This is a genomic window from Candidatus Schekmanbacteria bacterium (genome assembly GCA_016219965.1).
GTDB lineage: Bacteria > Schekmanbacteria > GWA2-38-11 > GWA2-38-11 > J061 > JACRJM01.
In genome coordinates, this window is record JACRJM010000007.1 from 232477 (window position 1) to 252507 (window position 20031).

At 41.5% G+C, this 20031-nt stretch carries 17 protein-coding genes; 6 read left to right on the forward strand and 11 right to left on the reverse strand.

The features are described 5' to 3' along the window. Position 1 precedes the first annotated feature (1 nt). Positions 2 to 2614 carry an ATP-dependent chaperone ClpB gene (gene clpB / locus HZA77_09560; GenBank protein MBI5375671.1) on the forward strand — a complete coding sequence of 871 codons (2613 nt, stop codon included), beginning with the start codon at positions 2 to 4 and terminating at the stop codon, positions 2612 to 2614. 119 nt (positions 2615 to 2733) lie between these two features. Then, positions 2734 to 2985 carry a translation elongation factor-like protein gene (locus HZA77_09565; GenBank protein ID MBI5375672.1) on the forward strand — a complete coding sequence of 84 codons (252 nt, stop codon included), beginning with the start codon at positions 2734 to 2736 and terminating at the stop codon, positions 2983 to 2985. A gap of 3 nt (positions 2986 to 2988) precedes the next feature. Here HZA77_09565 and HZA77_09570 read toward each other — a convergent pair whose 3' ends face one another. Then, a complete protein-coding gene (locus tag HZA77_09570) occupies positions 2989 to 5196 on the reverse strand; it encodes a hypothetical protein (protein ID MBI5375673.1) in 2208 nt (735 codons plus the stop codon). Between the two features lie 242 nt (positions 5197 to 5438). On the opposite strand from HZA77_09570, the gene HZA77_09575 reads away from it, so the two are divergent. After that, complete coding sequence (locus tag HZA77_09575; protein ID MBI5375674.1) at positions 5439 to 7133, forward strand: YgiQ family radical SAM protein; 1695 nt, start codon at positions 5439 to 5441, stop codon at positions 7131 to 7133. A 37-nt stretch (positions 7134 to 7170) separates the two neighbouring features. On the opposite strand, the gene HZA77_09580 is transcribed toward HZA77_09575, so the two are convergent. The 5 genes from HZA77_09580 to HZA77_09600 form a co-directional block, all read right to left on the reverse strand. Continuing rightward, a complete protein-coding gene (locus tag HZA77_09580; protein ID MBI5375675.1) occupies positions 7171 to 7908 on the reverse strand; it encodes a GGDEF domain-containing protein in 738 nt (245 codons plus the stop codon). A 314-nt stretch (positions 7909 to 8222) separates the two neighbouring features. Further along, positions 8223 to 8957, reverse strand: a complete 735-nt coding sequence (locus HZA77_09585; protein MBI5375676.1) for a twin-arginine translocation signal domain-containing protein — start codon at positions 8955 to 8957, stop codon at positions 8223 to 8225. 67 nt (positions 8958 to 9024) lie between these two features. After that, the gene (locus tag HZA77_09590) at positions 9025 to 9732 is read right to left on the reverse strand and encodes a hypothetical protein (GenBank protein ID MBI5375677.1); all 708 of its coding nucleotides are present in this window, start codon (positions 9730 to 9732) and stop codon (positions 9025 to 9027) included. Positions 9733 to 9753: 21 nt separating this feature from the next. Next, positions 9754 to 10665, reverse strand: a complete 912-nt coding sequence (locus HZA77_09595; GenBank protein ID MBI5375678.1) for a 4Fe-4S binding protein — start codon at positions 10663 to 10665, stop codon at positions 9754 to 9756. A gap of 125 nt (positions 10666 to 10790) precedes the next feature. Further along, positions 10791 to 11258, reverse strand: coding sequence for a hypothetical protein (locus tag HZA77_09600; protein MBI5375679.1), 468 nt, complete (start codon positions 11256 to 11258; stop codon positions 10791 to 10793). Positions 11259 to 11627: 369 nt separating this feature from the next. Between HZA77_09600 and HZA77_09605 the strand changes: the two genes are divergently transcribed. Then, positions 11628 to 12098, forward strand: coding sequence for a hypothetical protein (locus HZA77_09605; protein MBI5375680.1), 471 nt, complete (start codon positions 11628 to 11630; stop codon positions 12096 to 12098). Here HZA77_09605 and HZA77_09610 read toward each other — a convergent pair. Beyond that, complete coding sequence (locus tag HZA77_09610) at positions 12095 to 12853, reverse strand: glucose 1-dehydrogenase (GenBank protein MBI5375681.1); 759 nt, start codon at positions 12851 to 12853, stop codon at positions 12095 to 12097. The genes HZA77_09605 and HZA77_09610 overlap by 4 nt on opposite strands. Before the next feature lie 184 nt (positions 12854 to 13037). Here HZA77_09610 and HZA77_09615 point away from each other — a divergent pair, with 184 nt between their 5' ends. Both HZA77_09615 and HZA77_09620 read left to right on the forward strand, forming a co-directional pair. Then, complete coding sequence (locus HZA77_09615; protein MBI5375682.1) at positions 13038 to 13382, forward strand: winged helix-turn-helix transcriptional regulator; 345 nt, start codon at positions 13038 to 13040, stop codon at positions 13380 to 13382. 33 nt (positions 13383 to 13415) lie between these two features. Continuing rightward, entirely contained in the window at positions 13416 to 14126 is a 711-nt protein-coding gene (locus HZA77_09620; protein MBI5375683.1) for a class I SAM-dependent methyltransferase, read from the forward strand. 14 nt (positions 14127 to 14140) lie between these two features. Here the strand turns inward: HZA77_09620 and HZA77_09625 are convergent, their stop codons facing one another. The 4 genes from HZA77_09625 to HZA77_09640 form a co-directional block, all read right to left on the reverse strand. Next, on the reverse strand, positions 14141 to 15238 hold the full coding sequence (locus HZA77_09625) for an ABC transporter ATP-binding protein (GenBank protein MBI5375684.1): 1098 nt from the start codon (positions 15236 to 15238) through the stop codon (positions 14141 to 14143). After that, positions 15235 to 16023: an ABC transporter permease gene (locus HZA77_09630; protein ID MBI5375685.1), complete on the reverse strand. Its 789-nt coding sequence runs from the start codon at positions 16021 to 16023 to the stop codon at positions 15235 to 15237. Before HZA77_09630 ends, HZA77_09625 begins: the two co-directional genes overlap by 4 nt. Next, entirely contained in the window at positions 16023 to 16853 is an 831-nt protein-coding gene (gene modA, locus HZA77_09635; GenBank protein ID MBI5375686.1) for a molybdate ABC transporter substrate-binding protein, read from the reverse strand. The genes HZA77_09630 and modA overlap by 1 nt, the downstream gene beginning before the upstream one ends. A gap of 166 nt (positions 16854 to 17019) precedes the next feature. Beyond that, positions 17020 to 19872, reverse strand: a complete 2853-nt coding sequence (locus HZA77_09640) for a transporter substrate-binding protein (GenBank protein MBI5375687.1) — start codon at positions 19870 to 19872, stop codon at positions 17020 to 17022. Positions 19873 to 20031 lie beyond the last annotated feature (159 nt).

Below are 20031 nucleotides of genomic sequence, written 5' to 3' on the forward strand. Positions count from 1 at the left end.
ATTGAATTTCGATAAATTCACTATCAAAGCCCAGGAGGCAATAAGAGAAGCCCAGCAAATTGCGGAGAAGAACGAACAACAGCAGATAGAGGTGGAACACCTGCTTGTTGCGCTCCTAACCCAACAGTCCCAGCAGGAAGGAATCGTAATACCCATACTTCAGAGGCTTGGCGCTGACCCGCGGATTGTAATTGAAAGGCTTGAAGAGGAGATAAAGAAATTCCCGAAAGTATATGGCGGTGCCGCAGGACAGGTCTATATCTCGCCAAGACTTAACGCTGTTCTTGAGAATGCCTTTAAAGAAGCAGAGAGGCTGAAAGATGAGTATGTGAGCACTGAACATATCCTGCTCGCCATTGCAGATGAAAAAAACGGTAAGGCTTCAAAAATACTCGCATCCTTAGGCGTAACGAAAGACTCCATATTCAAAGTACTCGTAAACATAAGAGGAACGCAGAGGGTAACAGACCAGAACCCGGAAGACAAATACCAGGCAATAAAAAGATACAGCCGCGACCTGACAGAACTTGCCCGGAAAGGGAAGCTCGACCCTGTAATTGGACGCGATGACGAGATAAGGCGCGTTGTGCAGGTGCTTTCACGGAGGACAAAGAACAATCCCGTGCTCATCGGAGAACCAGGTGTTGGGAAAACTGCGATCGCAGAAGGCCTGGCACGCAGAATAGTCGAAGGCGACATACCTGAAGGGCTAAAGAACAAGACTCTTGTCGCACTCGACATGGGCGCCCTTATCGCAGGAGCAAAATACCGCGGAGAATTTGAAGACAGGTTGAAAGCGGTCTTAAAAGAGATCACCGAAGGCGAAGGAAAGATAATCCTTTTTATAGATGAGCTTCACACTCTTGTCGGAGCAGGGGCAGCGGAGGGAGCAATCGATGCATCTAATATGTTGAAGCCCGCGCTTGCCCGCGGAGAGTTAAAATGCATCGGCGCCACAACCCTTGATGAATACAGGAAATATATAGAGAAAGATGCCGCCCTCGAAAGAAGGTTCCAGCCTGTCCTTATAAAGGAACCAACGGTTGAAGATAGTATCGCTATATTGCGCGGTCTTAAGGAAAGATATGAGATTCATCATGGGGTAAAGATAAAGGACTCCGCCATAGTTGCAGCGGCAACCCTCTCAGACAGGTACATCTCTGACAGATTCCTCCCCGACAAGGCCATAGACCTCATAGATGAGTCTGCGTCAAAACTTCGCATAGAGATAGACAGCATGCCCACCGAGATAGACGAGATAAACCGCCGCATGACGCAGATGGAAATAGAAAGACAGGCGCTTAAAAGAGAGAAGGACCGGGCATCGGAAATAGCGCTTGAAAAACTTGAAAAAGAGCTATCAGAGCTGCGGGAAAAGATCGGGGTAATGAAACTGCACTGGGAAAATGAGAAAAAGAAGATAGGAAAAATAAGAGCGCTCAAAGAAAACATTGAAAGGGTGAAGACAGAGGCTGACAAGGCACAAAGAGAAGGCAACTTAGAAAGAACATCCGAGCTTAGATACGGAGAGCTTGTTAAACTCACAAAAGAGCTTGATGGGGAAAGCAGTGCGCTTGCAAAGCTTCAGGAAACACAGAAATTCCTGAAAGAAGAAGTGGATGAAGAAGATGTGGCGGAAGTCGTATCAAAATGGACAGGGATTCCTGTCTCCAGGATGTTAGAAGGAGAAAAGGCAAAACTCATCCATATGGAGGAGCGTTTAAGACAACGCGTCGTGGGGCAGGACCATGCCATAGAAGCAATATCAAGGGCTGTAAGACGTGCCCGCGCCGGTCTTCAGGACACTAACCGCCCAATCGGCTCATTCATATTCTTAGGACCCACCGGCGTCGGAAAGACAGAGCTTGCGCGGGCGCTTGCAGAATTTCTCTTCGATAATGAACAGAACATGGTACGGATAGACATGTCTGAATATATGGAAAGACATTCTGTCGCCCGTCTTATAGGGGCGCCTCCCGGCTATGTCGGCTACGAAGAGGGAGGAATGCTCACCGAAGCAGTAAGAAGAAAACCATACTCGGTCATTCTATTTGACGAGATCGAGAAGGCCCATCAGGATGTCTTCAATCTCCTTCTTCAGGTGTTGGACGAGGGAAGGCTTACAGACGGTCATGGCAAGACAGTGGATTTCAAGAACACAGTGATAATCATGACATCAAACATCGGAAGCCAGTGGATAGTGGAGCTTGGAGACAAACAATATGAAGAGATGTCGCGCAGGATAAACGAGGCTTTAAAACAGAACTTCAGACCAGAATTTTTAAACAGGATAGATGAGATAGTCATATTCCACTCCCTTACACGTGACAACATCTTGAAGATAGTCGACATCCAGGCAAGTCTACTCAGAAAACATTTGAAAGAAAGAAACATTGATATTGAGATTTCAGATTCTGCAAAGGAATTCCTTCTCTCCGAAGGGTTTGATGAATCCTTTGGCGCAAGACCGTTAAAGCGTGTGATCCAGCGCCGCATACAGGATGCCCTTGCATTAAAGATACTTGAAGGGGAATTCAAGGATGGAGATATTGTCAGCATAGACACTGATAAGAAAAAAGGGGAGTTGATATTTACAAAAACAACCATACAATAATAAATGTAAGGGAAAACCACAGAGTGTTCTGAGATTCTGCTGGTTAAATAATGTATATATTTCTCTCTGTGTCCTCTGTGGTTAAGATTGGTTTTTAACCATTAAAATGGGGGATAGTCATGGAAGAAAAAGAAATCGGATATATCACTGATTATTTCCACAAGATTGATGTTGCAGCAATAAAGATCACAGCAGAAGGGATTGCCGTGGGAGACAGGATTCACATAAAAGGACACACAACTGATTTTGAGCAGACAGTGGATTCAATACAGATCGAGCATGCCGCAGTCCAGAAAGCCAATAAAGGCGATGATGTAGGAATCAAAATCAAAGACCGCGTCAGACAGTATGACAAGGTTTATAAGTTATAAATCTTACTTAACCGTAACCTCCCCCGACACATCTACGTTATTGTTTTCATCTGCTTCGACTATGGCTTCGCCGCTGTCGCAGAAGGCTTTGATATAGTATTTTCCTTTTGCTTCTTTCTTTGGCACTTTCCATTTCAGGGTAATCTTTGCAGACTTTCCGGTTTTAAGAGCTTGTACGGATTTTGTCCCAATCAAAGTATCTGAGCTTAGTGAACCAGCATCTGTGTTATTATTGTCAGACAAATAGAAATTAATATTTGAAGTGCCTGCCTTAGCTTTGACTTTGTTCTTGATAGCAGCCGTTAAGAAATAACTGCTTCCTTTTATCACTGTCTTTGGAGATTTAACATTCGTCACTGTAAGATCAGGAAAACTTGTATCTATATTAGAAACTTCAATTATACGAAGTCCACCGTAACCATCAGCAATATAAACCTTGGAACCAGAGACAAATATTTTCTGTGCAGAATTGGGAGTATTATATGTTCCAAGAAACTTAGGAGAAGACGGATTTGATACATCTATTATGTGAAGCCCTGCTTCTCCGTCAGCTACATATGCCGTAGTGCCGAAAATAAAAATGTCATTAACCCACCAGCCAAGATTATCATACGAACCACGAAACACGAGCAAAGCAGGGTTAGATACATCAATTATCTGAAGACTATCATTACCAGCCACATATGCAGTTGTGCCGGAAACATAGACCGCTTGAGCAGAGCCATGATTACCAAAATATGAACCAAGAGGCAGAGGCGAAGATGAATCTGACACATCTATTATCTGAAGAGCTGATTCACCATCCACCGCATATACAGTTTTACCGGATACATATACGTCGGAAGCGGTCATATTATAGTATGCACTACTAAACACTAAAGATGCAGGTTTCAATACATCTATTATCTCAACCCCTGCATAATCTGCTACATACGCAGTATTACCGGAAACATGCACACTATTAGCCGAGATACGCGTAGGGTATTCCCCAAGAGACACTGGAGAAGATGGATTAGATACGTCTATCATTTGAAGACCGGAATCACCATCAGCTACATATGCTTTATTTCCTTTAACATATACCCCCTGAGCGTAGCCGGGCGTATCATATGAACCAAGTAACTCAGGTAACCTCGGTTTCGATACGTCAATTATATGAAGACCTGTATCTCCATCAGTTACATATGCCTTAGTTCCCGACACATATACATCATTTGCATTAATAGAAGGCTCATTGTATGCCCCAATCAATACTGCTGAAGAAATATCTGATACATCTATTATCTGAAGGCCCCCTGAACCAGCTACATATGTTTTCGTGCCTGATACATATATACCATAAGTCGAGAATGGAGGACCATATGAGCTAAGAAGAACTGGTGCAGCAGGATTTGAAAAGTCTATTATCTCAAGACCTAAATACTCATGAGCTACGTATGCTGTAGTGCCGGAAACGTATATACCATTAGCATAGCTTGCTGGTGTATAGTAGGATCCAAGAATCACTGGGGCGAATGGATCTGACACATCTATTATATAAATACCTTTGTAACTAACTACATATGCTACAGCACCGGATACATATACATTCCGGGCAACATATATATGCAATGAGCTAAGAAGCACAGGAGAAGACGGATTTGATATATCCATTATCATAAGGCCCAAACCGTCATCAGCTACATATGCTGTGTTACCCGATACATATACACCATTAGTCCAGTTGGTATCGTATGAACCGATAATTACCGGAGAAGATGGATTTGATACATCTATTATCTGAAAGCCTGAATAACCATCTGCCACATATGCCGTTGTACCGGAAACATAGACACTATCAGCGTAGCCGGGAGTATCGACTAATCCAAGTAGCTTAGGTGATGAAGGCTTTGATGCATCGATAATTATCAACCCTGCGGTCTGTGCTGCCAAATATACAGTCTTGCCGGAAATAAAAATATCTGCTGTTTCATTTTTGGTTCCATAGCTCCCAACCCTAATAGGTTCCAATGGATTTGAAACATCAAGTACAACGAAGCCGCTTGACGTTGCGACATAGGCATAGTTGTCTTTTACAACTACATCCCTATATGCACCTCCAAAAAAACCCAAATCTTTAAAATTAACCCCAGCACTCGGTGAATTAAATGCAAGAAAAATAAAAACAATCAGAAACAAAAAAAATCTTTTGGTTGGAAAAATTTTCCTCATCTCCTCCCTATTATAAATAATTTTATCACAAAGCAATATTAATAAAAGTTTCAAAACTGCTTAACGTAAAAGTTATTTATAAATACTATAGTTTCACATATACAAGCATAATTCAATAATCAATACAGCTATACCAATTTGTTTTTTTTATGTAGCAGAGAACAAAATTAATTAATATGGAAACAGCAGATAGCACTATTTTTTAAGTAGCATTAATGAGTTTACTGTAATAAAAAAAGTAAATGTTCCTGCCAACAACAAAAGAAGAAGTAAAGAAACTGGGATGGGAAAACCTTGATGTAATCATCGTAACAGGCGACACCTACATAGACAGTCCATTCATAGGCGCGGCTGTTATCGGGAAATGCCTTCTGAAATCCGGATACAGGGTTGGCATAATTGCGCAGCCCGATGCCTATAGTGAAATAGACATTACACGCCTCGGCGAGCCTCAATTGTTCTGGGGAGTGACAGCAGGCTCGCTCGACTCAATGGTAGCCAATTACACTGCCTCAAAGAAAAGAAGAAAGAGCGATGACTTCACGCCGGGAGGGATAAACGACAGAAGACCTGACAGGGCAGGTATTGCTTATACAAATCTTATAAGAAAATATTTCAAGGGCACAAAACCAATAGTGCTTGGCGGCATCGAGGCAAGTTTAAGAAGGATAGCCCACTATGATTACTGGGATAATAAAATCCGCAAATCCATATTGTTCGATGCAAAGGCTGATGTGCTGGTCTATGGAATGGGTGAAAAAGCGGTAATCGAGCTTGCAGAGAAATTAAAGGCAAAGAACGAATTAAAAGATATTCGCGGCATCTGCTATATATCAAAAGAACTTATAGACGGCTATATAGTTCTTCCCTCAGCAGAAGAGGTGAAAAAAGACAAAGATAAATTCACAGAGATGTTCAGCACTTTTTATATTAATAATGATCCAATAACAGGCAAGGGATTATGCCAGAAGCAGGACACAAGATATCTGGTACAGAACCCACCGGCACATTGGCTTACAGAAAAAGAGCTGGATAAAATTTACGGCATGGAATTTGAAAGGGAAGTCCATCCCTATTATCGAAAGCTTGGGAATGTGAGGGCGCAGGATACGATAAAGTTCTCGATCACCACCCACCGCGGATGTTTCGGGGAATGCAATTTCTGTTCAATCTCTGTCCATCAGGGGAAAACCGTAATATCAAGAAGCCCGCAGTCAATTGTAAGAGAAGCGGAGAAAATTGCGAAACTTCCGGATTTCAAAGGATACATACTTGATGTTGGCGGCCCCACTGCAAACATGTACGGCATCGAGTGCAGTAAAAAAATAAAATCAGGAAGCTGTCAGAATAAACGCTGCATGTATCCGAAAATCTGCGCATCATTGAATGTATGCCATAAAGGACAGATAGATTTACTGCGCAAGCTCAAAAAAGTGCAGGGAGTGAAAAAGATTTTCATCGCATCAGGGATAAGGCATGACATGGTGGTAGAAGATGAAAAATACGGAAACGATTATCTTCACGAAATAATCAGCTCACATACATCGGGACAGCTAAAGATCGCCCCTGAACATACAGAGGACAATGTCCTTGCCGCAATGGGGAAGACCGGAAAAAAATACCTCAAGGAATTCAAAGAAAGATTTTATGCCATCAACAGCAAGGCAGGGAAACAACAGTTTCTTACTTATTACATAATCGCCGCCCATCCCGGATGCGATGAAAAGGACATGAGAAAGCTCAAAGATTTCACGGCAAGGGAACTCAAAATAACGCCGGAGCAGGTGCAGATTTTCACTCCAACGCCTTCGACATTCTCGACACTCATGTATTACACAGGCAAAGATCCATTCACAGGTAAAACAATATTCGTTGAAAGAGATATCAAGAGGAAAGAAAGACAGAAAGAAATTATTGTCACCGGAAGAGCGAACTGATATTTGCGCGATTTCTTTTTACTGCGCACATTTACGGTCAACCGATATTTTCATCGATGTATGAGCCAAGAGCAATTTTTCTCAGTTCATGAAGGCTTGATGTATCATTAGGGTAATTAACGGTAGTCACTTTAAAATCTATCTCCCCCACGCCAGCGACATTTATTTTCGATAATTTTTCTTTTATCTGATATTTGAGGCTTTTTGTACCTTTCTCATCAACGGATGGAATGATGCATACATAGGTTTCAGGCGTATAGCGGAAAACAGTGTTGTTGCCTGTAATAAACTCCCTGAAAACTTTTGTTGCAGCACAGATTATTTCATTGCCGGTTTTATACCCAAATTCCTTATCTGTTTCGAGCAGGTCTTTTATCTCTACCACTACTATTGAAAAAGGAGCTGAAGAAGCCTGTGCTCTTTTAAACTGCATTGCAAGACAGTCTTCAAAATGTTCTCTGGCACCAAAAGAAAGAAGACTTTCCCTGATGGATTCTTCTTTAAACTGTTCAGCTACAGATCTTTCTTCAAGCACTTTCCTGCGGAATTTCTTTAGCATTGAGCGTGTTTCCGCAACGTAACCAACAAAAAGAACAGAGAGTATCAGAAATGAATAGAAATAAACTTTGCCGTAAGGAAGACCAAGTATGAGGGTATATTGATAAATTGTTATAAGTGAAAAGAACATGAAAAAGACAAGGAGGAAAAGCATCAAAGACAGAAGCTGCCAACTTCTTTTTTCTATGTCTTCAATCTTTTCTTCTTTTTTTGCCATCTCTCCCAATCTTAAAAAATATAAGGAGACTGCAAGATGAAGCTGCTCTATCTCAAATTATAAATAATTCTAACCTGACAGATGGCTTACAAGCAATAGATTCTTGAAGGATTGCAAAAAGCAGATGAGATCGCCACGCTCCCTGCGGTCTCTCGCGATGACAAAAAGTATGGGCAGTTTTTGCGAATGAGGGATTTGGATGTCAGGCGAGGAAGCGGAGGATTAGCATACCGGAGCGTACTTTTTGTACGTGAGGATTGCTAACCGAACGCTGACAAAGCATCACGCCAAATCCCTCATTCGCTACAAACTACTTAAATTCTTGCGTAGCAAGTCTCCCCCGGTGTCATCTTAATATCCACACCCATCTCTTTCCCAAATCCTGAGTAGAGAGGTATGCAGAGGTTATTGCAGACATCTTTCCACTCGATGCTGAACATCTTAAGAGGTTTGCAGACTTCAAGAATCCCTACATATGGGCAGGGGAAACTTCTCTCACCCGGCTTTACAGTTATTTCTTCAAAAAGCTGGACAGAACACATTGTTCCGTCAAACGTTGTCGTAAGCGCCAACTCAGGCCCAAAAGATGCTATCTGGACTTTTGCCCTGTGGAGTATGGGCATCATTGTGTTTATGTAGTGAGTAATAAACTCTTTCTGTATTCCTTTCTGAACGGCAAAATCTATGGAATTAAGCCATGATTTTGTTAGCGCATCATTGAACTTGTGCTGATATGGTCTTTGGTTCGCATATGTCTTGAAAAGAACTTTTAAGGCTTTCCCTATCTGCTCGGAATCAAATTGCGGGAGAGGGAGTCTCTCTCCTCCTTTGCCTCCACCCATTCCGGTTCCTGCTCCGGCGCCCATTCCTGTTCCCATACCTTCAGGCTTCTGTCCGCCACCCTGAGGCATTCCGCCTGCCTCTCCGACAGCCATAGCCAGAATAGGGTTTGTAAGAATGGCCGCACTTCCCAGTACACCAGAATACTTCAGAAAATCCCTGCGGGTACTATTTTTTTCTGAAGCCGTTTCATTTAACTCTTTTTTCATAACGTCTCCTTTTTATTAGTAACTGTTGTACGAGTAACCGTTAAAAAAGTTTTAAAGCTGTTCAATGTCAGAATAAAAGAGAAAATACAAACTCTGCTGTCTCATCGCCAAAGGCTTTCCTCAACGGACCTTCTCCGGGATCATTCTCGCGAAGCGTTGCAAACATGGCTTTTTTCCTGCCAGTCAAAAGCTCCATGTATTTTGGATCCTGTTTTTGAGCATCAGCCCAAAACTTTGTATAGAGATTTAGATAATCCGCTGTGATCTCAAGAGACTTGTCTTCTATGCCTTCCTGTTCATATTTGAATTTCCCGCTGGTGTAAAATGGAGACAACATTGCCCTGAACCAGAGATAGTTCTCCCGGCACATTCCATGAATATCCTTATACTTTTCCCACAAAGACTCCATTGGTTCCGCATACTTTGTGAGATAACCTAAATCGCGCCCGCAATCAGCAGTCGGAATAAGGTCAACCCTCAAGCTTACATGACTCGCAGCCTGGACAAGTTCGGAAGAGAATACGGGAAGGTCATACTCATCTTTGGGCACAACAGTTGTCGCCCATACGATAAGTTTCCCGCCGAGAATCGTAGCTTTCATCATTATGATCTTTTCAATCTTCTCAGCCTCGTAACAACGGATCTCCTCTTTCATCATATCTGATTCTATGTTTTCAAGGAATGTGATGTCTTTGCCTTTGAAGGTAGTCATCCGTTTCGGGTTTATGAGCTTTAGCCCCTCAAGCAATGTTTCAAAATAAGGAATATTTTTCATCTGAGTCTCCGGTAAAAAGATCTAACATTTGCATTTGTGCGGCGGGCTGGCAAAAACACGTCTTGTTATATAGTCAAGCCCCACCTTGTCAACGACCTGAGCAAGAAAATGCTCATCGCCCATTTTTTCCTTTATAAGGTTTACTACTGCATCAAGAGTTTTGAATATATCCTCTTTCTGCCCTATCCTGAATACTTCTTTGCCTACAGTCTGCATCCTGCCGAATGTGCCTCCAACAAGTATCCTGTATCCTTTTTCTTTTGATGATATCGTACCCGTTGGACATGCTTTGATGCACATACCGCAAAGAACGCAAAGCCTCTCATTGATAACAGGCTTTGCCTGCTCTTCGAAGCTGACTGCTCCGTCCCAGCAGACATGGTAACATTTCTTGCAGTTGATACATTCCACATTTTCATTCACCTGCGGTCTTTCTACTCCATGAATCCCGAAGTCCTTGGCTTCAGGGGCAGAGCACCCGCTGGCACAGCTTGAGATTGATACCGTGAACTTATTATGCGAAATTAATGGACCATGCGCCTTATCCGCCATTATCTCGGTAATCCCATATTCTTCCAGCTTCTCAATGATAGGGACAACCAGCTCTCTTACATCTATTATCTGGGCAGGACATCCGAAATATTTGGAATGGCAGGCTTCAACCTGATAGAGACAGTCTTTCCCTTCCTTTTCCGTAGGAGGGATTTCAGGCATGTCCCCGCTTGCCATGCAGGCGCAAAGCTTATCAACAAACTTCTTTCCGAAGAACTCGTCATAGTCTTTTATTGTCTGCTTCACATCTTCAACTATTACCTTTGCATGCTTTTCCCGACGGGCGATCTTTTCAGCATAGATTCTCCTCATAGGTATCTGAGGAGGACCTGCGACAATGTTATTATCAAAATATTCTACCGCTTCTTTTTCCCACTCCATTTAAAACCTCCAATATAATTTAAAAGCCTGTTTCTGTTGGTTACACACAATTTTCAACGTTAGTAAAAAACATGGCAAAAGTCCAAAACAGAAAAGCAGTGTAGCGCAACCGCTCAAAATACTTACTAATTGCTTTTCCTCTGGGCCAAAATAATTCCGGCACAGGCAATAAACGAGATCAGTGGGAATAGAAATTCAGGAACGTAAACACCGGGAATAAGCCTTCCTTCCGTTGAAAACCTCGCAAAGTTTTCAGCAAGTATATAGACCAGCGTGAAAAGGAAATTGGACATGAATGCCCAAAACTTTTTTAGTGCTGAAGTCTTTAATGGTTTAACAAGCACATAATAATAAAGGACTATGAATGCGACTGTATAAGTATTGATCAGGATACTGTAAAAAGGCGCCTTAAGAAAATAATGATTTATGATATAAAAACTTGCGCCAACAAGGGTTACAAGAGAATACCTCCATCCATCTAATTCAACCTTAAACCACTTTTTATACATATAAATTAGGAAGAGATAAGCAATCCAGGTACCGAAAGCCAGCTCATAAAACTGCACCTTCCCTTCCCAGCTTTTGTCTATCATATATGCATCCCGCTATATAAATTAATCATTCCGTAATCAATATGCTTTTGGCTTGTCAGTTCCCACGGCAGGCACCTGCTCTTCAGTGCCAGAGTGGGACTGGCAAGCCAACCTTCACACATCACGCCATATTAACCATACTCCGGAATGCCATTTAAGTATCAGGGTGAATAGACCATGTCAATGATATTCTGAATGATATTATTGTTTGTTCAATGTTTTTTATTTGTTTTTTGTTGCTTTTCTTTAAAAGGCATTTTAAAAACGACAAATTTATTAAATAAACCTTGAAGAGGTATATATTAATTAATATACATGTTTATGTTGAACACTTATCCTATATATCTGACTAAATTTCTGAGAAAAACGATGAACAATGAAAGCGGAAAAGTCAGTTATACTCTAAAAGAAAAGCAACCTTCCTCAAAAAAACTATTGCCTTTTCACGGAAAAAATTACATTCGCATTTCGCTTTACGCATTAATTGTACTTTTCCTTGGCAACCTTAATGCTATCGTTGATGCAGTATTGCATCCGGAGATTGAATATTTCGATCATGAACACCTGATAGTAGGCGGTATTGTAATGGTAGTAACGGCAGTTCTCTTTGGCGTTGCCTCTGTTTATCTTCTTCGCCTTGAGAAAACCATAGAAACACTTAACACGCTTAAAGGATTGCTTCCAATCTGCAGCAACTGCAAAAAAATCCGCGATCCTGAAAATGCGTGGCATGCACTTGAAAACTACCTCAGCGAAAGAAGCGATATTTTATTCACTCACAGCATCTGTCCCGAGTGCTACAAAAAACTCTACGGAGATTTACAGAAAAAGTTATTTTAAAGCCGTGCGCCGCCAGTCACCTCGATAACCTGTCCAGTAATAAACGAAGATTCTTCTGATGCCAGAAACAATGCACAGTTAGCAATATCTATCGGCTGACCCACTCTGCCGAGCGGATAACGGAATTCGCAGTCTGCCTTTAGAGCTTCCCATTCATCCTTTGATACATTGGATTTTATTGTCTCTGTCTCAACAAGAGAAGGGGCAATGGCATTCACATTGATCCCGTAAGGTCCGAGATACTGGGCAACAGACCTTGTAAAACCTTCCATTGCAGCCTTAGTGGCTGAATATGTGAGCTGTATGGGGTTCCCCCTCCTTGCGATAGATGACATATTTATGATTTTTCCATAGCGTTTTTCCATCATATACTTGCCTGCCTCGCGGGTACAAACAAACATTGATTTGATGTTAAGGTCAATGCTCTTGTTCCAGTTCTCCGAAGAGATCTCATCAAGCCCTTTCATTATTTCAAAATCATAACCTACATTGTTTACAAGAATATCAATTCTCCCGAGCTTTTCAATGCTTGCGCTTATGAGCTTTATAAGCTCCTCTTCCTTAAAAGCATCTGCATAGACAAAGAGTGCGCGTCCCCCTTTATCTTTAATGTATTTTACGCGCTTTTCCCCTGCTTCAGTGTTGATGTCGGAAAGTAAAACTATTGCCCCTTCCTCTGCAAACCTTTCTGCAATGGCACCTCCGATAGCACCGGCTGCGCCGGTTACAACTGCCGTCTTATCTTTAAGTCTCATAATCTCCATACCCCCATAATATTTAATTCTACCGAACCTTTTTAATAATAGTTCAGGAATCCTAAGCGACATTAACCCAGAAATCAAGCCATCATTTCAGATGATTACTTTCTTTTTTTAAATTGACTCTGTCTGCCAACCTAAAATACTATCTTTTACAACTTAACCGGTTTATTTATCGCATATGAAAAGATTGGTTGAAACATTCAAAGTCATTTCTGAGGAAACAAGGCTGAGGCTTTATAATCTACTTATAATTACTGAAAAAGAACTAAACGGGACAATACTTGCAGAGGCGATTCAAAAGCCTCAGTACGCTGTTTCAAAGCATATAAACTTCCTTGTGAGAAGCGGACTGGTAAATGCAAGGAGAGAAAGCCAGAAGATTTTTTATTCCATCTCTCCGCTTACAAAAAATGCACGTATAGATATTTTAAAGCTTTTTGATTCTCTCTGTGATGATGCATCGATTTTCAGGGAGGACCTTTCCCGCCTTAAAAATCTTGATGAAAAAACTGAGAGAAGTTAACCTTTCCGGAAAAAGACAAGAGAGAAAATATAAATGGCTAAAAATCCTGAGAACATCAATGCTTCAAATCCAGACCGTTTCAACATTGAGTCAGATGTATTTGACATAAAAATCCGCCAGGTCATCCCTGATTACGACAAGCTTATTGCTGAGATTATCAACGCCATACCTTTTAAACCTGACTCATCTATTTCTGCTCTCGATATAGGGATTGGAACCGGAGCAGTTACAGAAAAATTCTTCCGCAAGTTTGCCAATTCACAGGTGACCGGCATCGACTTGTCCCTTAGAATGCTGGGGAAAGCGGCAAACAGGCTCCGCAATAACATAGACAGGGTGAAACTTTTCAGGGAGTCCGTCGAAGGGTTCGAAGTTAATAAAAAATATGACTGCATCTATTCAAACCTCGTCCTTCATCATCTTAAAACAGATGAAGAAAAAATATCATGCTACCGGAAGATATACAGCTCTCTCAATGAAGGCGGATTCTTTGTTAATGGAGATATTATCCTTGGCAAAAACAATGAGGAGAACTCTGAATTAATTAAAAGATGGAAAGATTTTCTTTCCCGTACTTTCGGAGGCCCTGAGGAAGCACAATGGTGGATAGACAGACATTTTGAGGAAGATTTTCCGGCAACAGTTGAAAATCATATTCTCTGGCTCAAAGAGGCGGGCTTTAAAAACGTAAAAACATATTGGACCAATCTTAACTTCGCAGTCATTGGCGGGTTGAAAGAATAATCAAATATACAATTTTATCCTGCATGGGCAAAAACATTTATAGCATTCTTTCTTAAGGCAACCCTTATATCGGAACCATTAGTAAGGCTCAGTTTCATGAAATTAGCGGAAGGAATATTTATTTCAAAGTCAAATTCTTCCTCCCCGCCTAACGGCCTGATGATTTTAAAATAAAGCGTAAAGCTCACACCATGGGGAATAACATTGACAATTTTTCCCTCAAAGACATTATCCTCCAGCGATTTTCTTATCTCACGCCAGGATTTGATTATCTTGATTTCCTGCGGGAATACGCAAAATTCAATCTTCATCCCTTCTCTTATTCCCTCTCTCCAGGGGGTAACAATATCATAGGGACACTCTACTACTATCCTGTCAGTATTTTTATCAGCGCTTTTTACGGTACCTGTAAAGATATTCCTGATGCCGAGAAAGCCTGCAACCTGTTTATTCGCAGGACTATAAAAAATAGACTCCCTTGAACCGCACTGCGCAATTTTTCCGTCAATGAGAACAGCCATTTTATTGCTAAGTGTAAATGCCTCTTCAAGGTCATGGGTAATATGTATCACTGTTGTTGATAAGTCTTTGTGAATCTCTCTCATGTCAATCCAGAGCTTTTTCCTTAAACCTTCGTCAATTGAGGAATAAGGTTCATCGAGAAGAAGAATGGCTGGATTCCGAACAAGCGCCCTGACAAGGGAAACCCTCTGCTTTTCTCCTCCGCTTAACTGCTGCGGCATACGCTCTAAAATCCCTTCAATCCTGAAAAGTTTAGAAAGTTCATCAAGCTTTTTTATATTTTCAGAAGTTATATTGCCGCAGCCAAAAAAAATATTGTCCCGCACATTATGAAACGGGAATAAGACGTGATCCTGCGGGACATATCCGAATTTTCTCTGCTCAGGAGGCTTGTTGCTTATGTCATCACCATTTACCATTATCCTGCCGCTCTGAGTTTCTCTCAACCCTGCTATGCATTCAAGGAGCATGGTTTTGCCGGCACCTGTCGGACCCAGTATGGTAAAATACTCGCCGTCATTGACGGTAAAGCTCACGTCAGATATTGAATGTTGACCCGCCCGGCAGGAAACTTTATCAATTGCTATCATGAGATTTTTTCAGCGGTTAATTTCCGTATGAGGAGCAAAACAGAGAGCGCCATGGCAACAAGTATAAAAACCACTGCCATTGCCCTTTCAATATCAGCATTGGCAAAGCTTAAATAAATGGCAACCGGCAATGTCTCGGTTTTCATTGGCATTGCGCCGGCAAGCGTGACAGTGGCTCCGAATTCCCCTATAGCCCGTGCCCATGTCAGAATTGCAGATGCGATAAGTCCGTTCTTCGCAAGTGGTACTACTACCTTGAAAAAAGAGGCAGATGAGCTTAACCCCAAAGTGCGGCTTACTTTTTCGTATCTTGTATCAATGCTGTCAAAAGTTGATTTAAGAAGTCTCACTGCAAGAGCGCAGACAACTGTGAACTGGGCAAGTATGATTCCAGGAACTTCAAAAACAAATGGAATGGTAAATTTTTCAACTGTCTTTCCAGCATTGGTATTGAAGAAGATAAGGAGCATGGCGCCTATTGCTATGGGGGAAAGGATTATAGGCACGTCAAGTAACATATCTATAATTCCTTTACCGCGAAACTGAAATCTTGAAAGGGCAAATGATGCAGGAACAGCTACAAGCATTGAGAGTATGGTAGATACGGTTGCAGTAAAAATGCTGAGCTTTATGGCAAAGAGTATCTTTTCTGAAAACAGAATTGCTGTGAATCTTTGGAGGCCAACTGTCGCCGCTCCGCACACAAGAAGGATTATAAAATAAAGGAAAAGAGAGATAAGCAGACCGACGGCCCCTGTCTTAAATGCCCTGTCACTAAAATACATCAGTAATCTCCAACCTTATATTCTCCTCCAATGTTGGCGTATGGAGCTATTGCCTTGACATCTTCCAGCGTCGGACTGTACCCCATTTTTCGCAGTATGTTCAAAGAGTGATCGATAGAAAGGAAGTTTATAAATCTTAAGGCACTGTTTTTTTTCTCTGTAAAGGTAGTCAGTGCCGCAGGCACAAAGGCAAGCCTTTTTATATCTGCCTGCTTAAGCGGGATAGATTTTATTTTTTCATGATTCCACTTTTCAAAAACCGACCACCCTATTGCGGCATCTACGTTCCCCATGGCGACAATAGATGCCACTTTCTCGCAGCTTTCAGCATAGGTTATTATATTGGGTTTAACCTTTTCATAGATTCCGTTTTCTTTGAGTATTTCCAAAGCATAAACACCAAGACAGACTGATTCAGGGTTTCCGATGAGCACTTTGATTCCGGGACGTGCAAGGTCTTTAAGGCTTTCAACTTTTTGCGGATTTAGAGATGGAACAACAATTGACGGAATAAGATAGGTAATAACTTTGAAATTACCCTTTTCAACAACACCGTCTCTTTCAGCCTTCAGAAGAAAATCATTGGAGCCGGGAATATAAATATCGCCGCGCTTTGCAAGCTTTAACTCTGAGAGCATTACCCCGGAGCTTCCTATGTGCAGATTTACTGCAATGCCTGTATCTTCCTTAAATTTTGCCGCAATCTCTTCTATGGCAGGCTTTACTGCCGACCCGCAGAAGACTTCAATGTACGAATCATCAGCAGAAACCAGGAAAGGTATTGAGGAACAAAGTATAAAGAAGATTAAAATAGATATTTTAAACTTCATTTCTTTTCCTTTCTTCTCCTTAAAAAAATTGAAATCCTTAAATCTCGCATCAACTGACTTATTTATGCCTTTAGAAAGATTTTCAAACATCCTGATAAGACGCCTTGCATTATCTGTAAGAACCGTGCCTCCGCAGTTTGCTCCCCCCTTTGTCTTTTCAACGAGCTTATGTATCTAAAACTTCTCTTATCTTCTTCAGCAGATCTGATGGATTGGAGGGTTTCTGTATAAAATGCATGTCTTTGTCGAGGACACCATTCTGGCTGATAACATCAGCAGAATATCCGCTCATAAAGAGTGCCTTTATTCCCGGTTTGATCTTTTTTACTTCTCCGAACATTTCCCTACCATTTTTCTTAGGCATAATGATATCTGAGATAATAAGGTTGATTTTCTCCCGGTATTCAGAAAATACTCTTATGGATTCATCTCCATCTGTCGCCTCAAAAACTTTATACCCAAACTCTTCAAGCAATAATCTTATAACGTTTCTGACAGCTTCATTGTCTTCAACTAAAAGGATTGTCTCATTGCCTGAAGGAATGGCAGTAGGTGCTTTATCTTCCCTGTGGTGAAAACTTGATTCTGACAAGGGAAGATATATTCTGAATATCGTTCCCTCACCGGTTTCGCTGTAAACATTAATAAAACCGTCATGCTGTTTGATTGTCCCATAAACCATGGACAGTCCAAGTCCGGTGCCTTTGCCAACCTCCTTTGTAGTATAGAAGGGCTCAAAAATCTGCTCTCTTGTTTTTTCATCCATACCCACACCGGTATCCGTAACCGAAAGAACTGCATATTTGCCGGCTTCACCGTAATGATGGGCCTTAATAAACTGCTCGTCTATTTCAACTTCACCAGTAGCTATTATTAACCTTCCTCCGTTGGGCATTGCATCACGCGCGTTTGTTGCCAGATTAATAATTACCTGCTCTATCTGGTTTCTGTCAGCTTTTACTATTAAGTCAGTCCCGGTTGTGATGACTTTGATTTCAATATTTTCAGTAATGACTCTGTTTAAAATATTCTGAAGTCCAAATACTATATCATTCATATTGACAGGCTGTAGATCTATCATCTGCTTCCTGCTGAAGGCAAGAAGACTATGGGTCAGGCTGGCAGCCTTTTCAGATGAGACAAGTATATGGTTAACGTGCGCATGTAAAGGATCAGATACAGGTATCTTGTTTTTCAGAATGCTTCCGTAACCGATTATTGCTGTGAGGATATTATTGAAATCATGCGCCACTCCCCCGGCAAGATGCCCTATCCCTTCCATTTTCTGAGCCTGACGGAGTTGTTCCTCAATCTTCTTACGCTCAGTAATGTCAAGTATAGTCCCTGTAGTTGCAGGCTTCCCGTTATAAATTACTGTAGATCCGTAAACCTCAAGATTGATTATTTCTTTGTTTTTCTTTACCCCTCTGAAGCTGTAATTAACGAATTTGATTTTACCAGACATTCGCTTCCTCACCTGTTCTTCTACCATAGCTATGTCTTCCGGGTATATCAGGTCCAGAAACGATATTTTGTTCAGGCATTCCTCGACAGTATAACCGAAGATATCTGCGAACTTCGGATTTACATATTTGATAGATTTACCCTGTGCGAGATAAACACCGACAAACGCTTGCTCTGAAAAGCTCCGAAACTTGCCCTCCGATTCATGGAGTGCTTCCTCTATCCGTTTGTGGTCGTCAAGTTTGCTTATCAATTGTTCATTGACTCTTTCTAATTCGGCGGTCCGCTCTTTGATTTTTTTCTCCAAATTTTCATTGAGTCGTTGTAAAGCAATCTCGGCTTGTTTTCGTACAAAAGCCTCCCGATTCAGGTTTACATTGTAATCTACCATGTCCGGATAAGCGGCAAGAATCTCCTTGACCACTCCAGAGGCAGGAATATCAATCTCTTCAATACCTAGCCAGGGAAGAGGTTGTATAGTTCCGTTACTATCCCATAAAATCTCAAATTCTCCATCATTCCTTAACCGTCCGATATATGCAGGAAGCGGAACATGCCGGTTTGGACCGATTTTTAGAAGACCAGCCGGGCTCTCGAATTCACACCCAGAAACTCGTTGACTGATTAATGATGCATCGAAACTGCGTTCTGCCTGCACCAAATTTTTCCAAAGATAAATCTGGCTATAAGCTAAAACACCTGACGCTGAGCAGATACAATTCACACCGTACCGTTTTCTAAATTCGGTAAGAAACTTTTTATTTTCTTTGTTATCAAGGCTCTGGAAATAGTTCCAGCAGGCAAGGTGGCCTGTAGCCATTGATACTACAGGCTTTAACTCCAGTTCAGCAACACTTACCGCAAGAATCGGAATTTTATCAGAGGTAATCCCGGCTTCATGATACTGTCCATAAAAAATACTATTGCTTTCTCCGTTTATGGTATTGAAAACTGCATCTGGCTTTGCTTTTTGTATTTTAGCGATGACACCGGTAAAATCCATGCAGTCAAGTGAAATATACTCCTCACCTACTATGGTTGTTGAATTATTCCGTCGAGCCGTAAGGGCTCGGATAAGTTTATTGGCAGTGCGGGGAAATACGTAGTCAGAACCGACAAGGAATATCCGGCGTCCAATATTCCTGATAAGCCAGTCCAGTGCAGGTTCTATCTGCTGATTAACACAAGTGCCGGTATATACAATATTTGGAGACTCTTCGAGACCTTCGTATTGGACCGGATACCACAGGAGATGATTGTTGGATTCTACAACCGGCTTTACCGCCTTGCGTGATGCAGATGTCCAGCAGCCAAAAATGGAACTTACTCCTGCCGAAATCAGCTCATTTGCTTTCCGGGCAAATGTAGATGGAACTGAAGCGCCGTCAGCTATTAAAGGTTCTATTCTGCAGTCAAGTACTCCGCCTGAGGAATTGATCTCGTCTATGGCCATCAGCTCGGCATCCAGAAGCATGCGCTCGCTTACAGACATATTACCGGTAAGTGAGTGTAATAGCCCAATAGTAACTGTTCTGTGTTTATGACCAGCAGTCATAAGCTACTCTAACATATTTCATTATTAATTATTTTTAAAAATTAACATTTCTACCTACTAGTGTATATTTTATTCCAGTAAATTGGGAAATGCATCAAAAAGAAAAGTTTTGAAAAAACTGAGACATATTTCTAACAAACTATTGCCAAAATGTGAGGA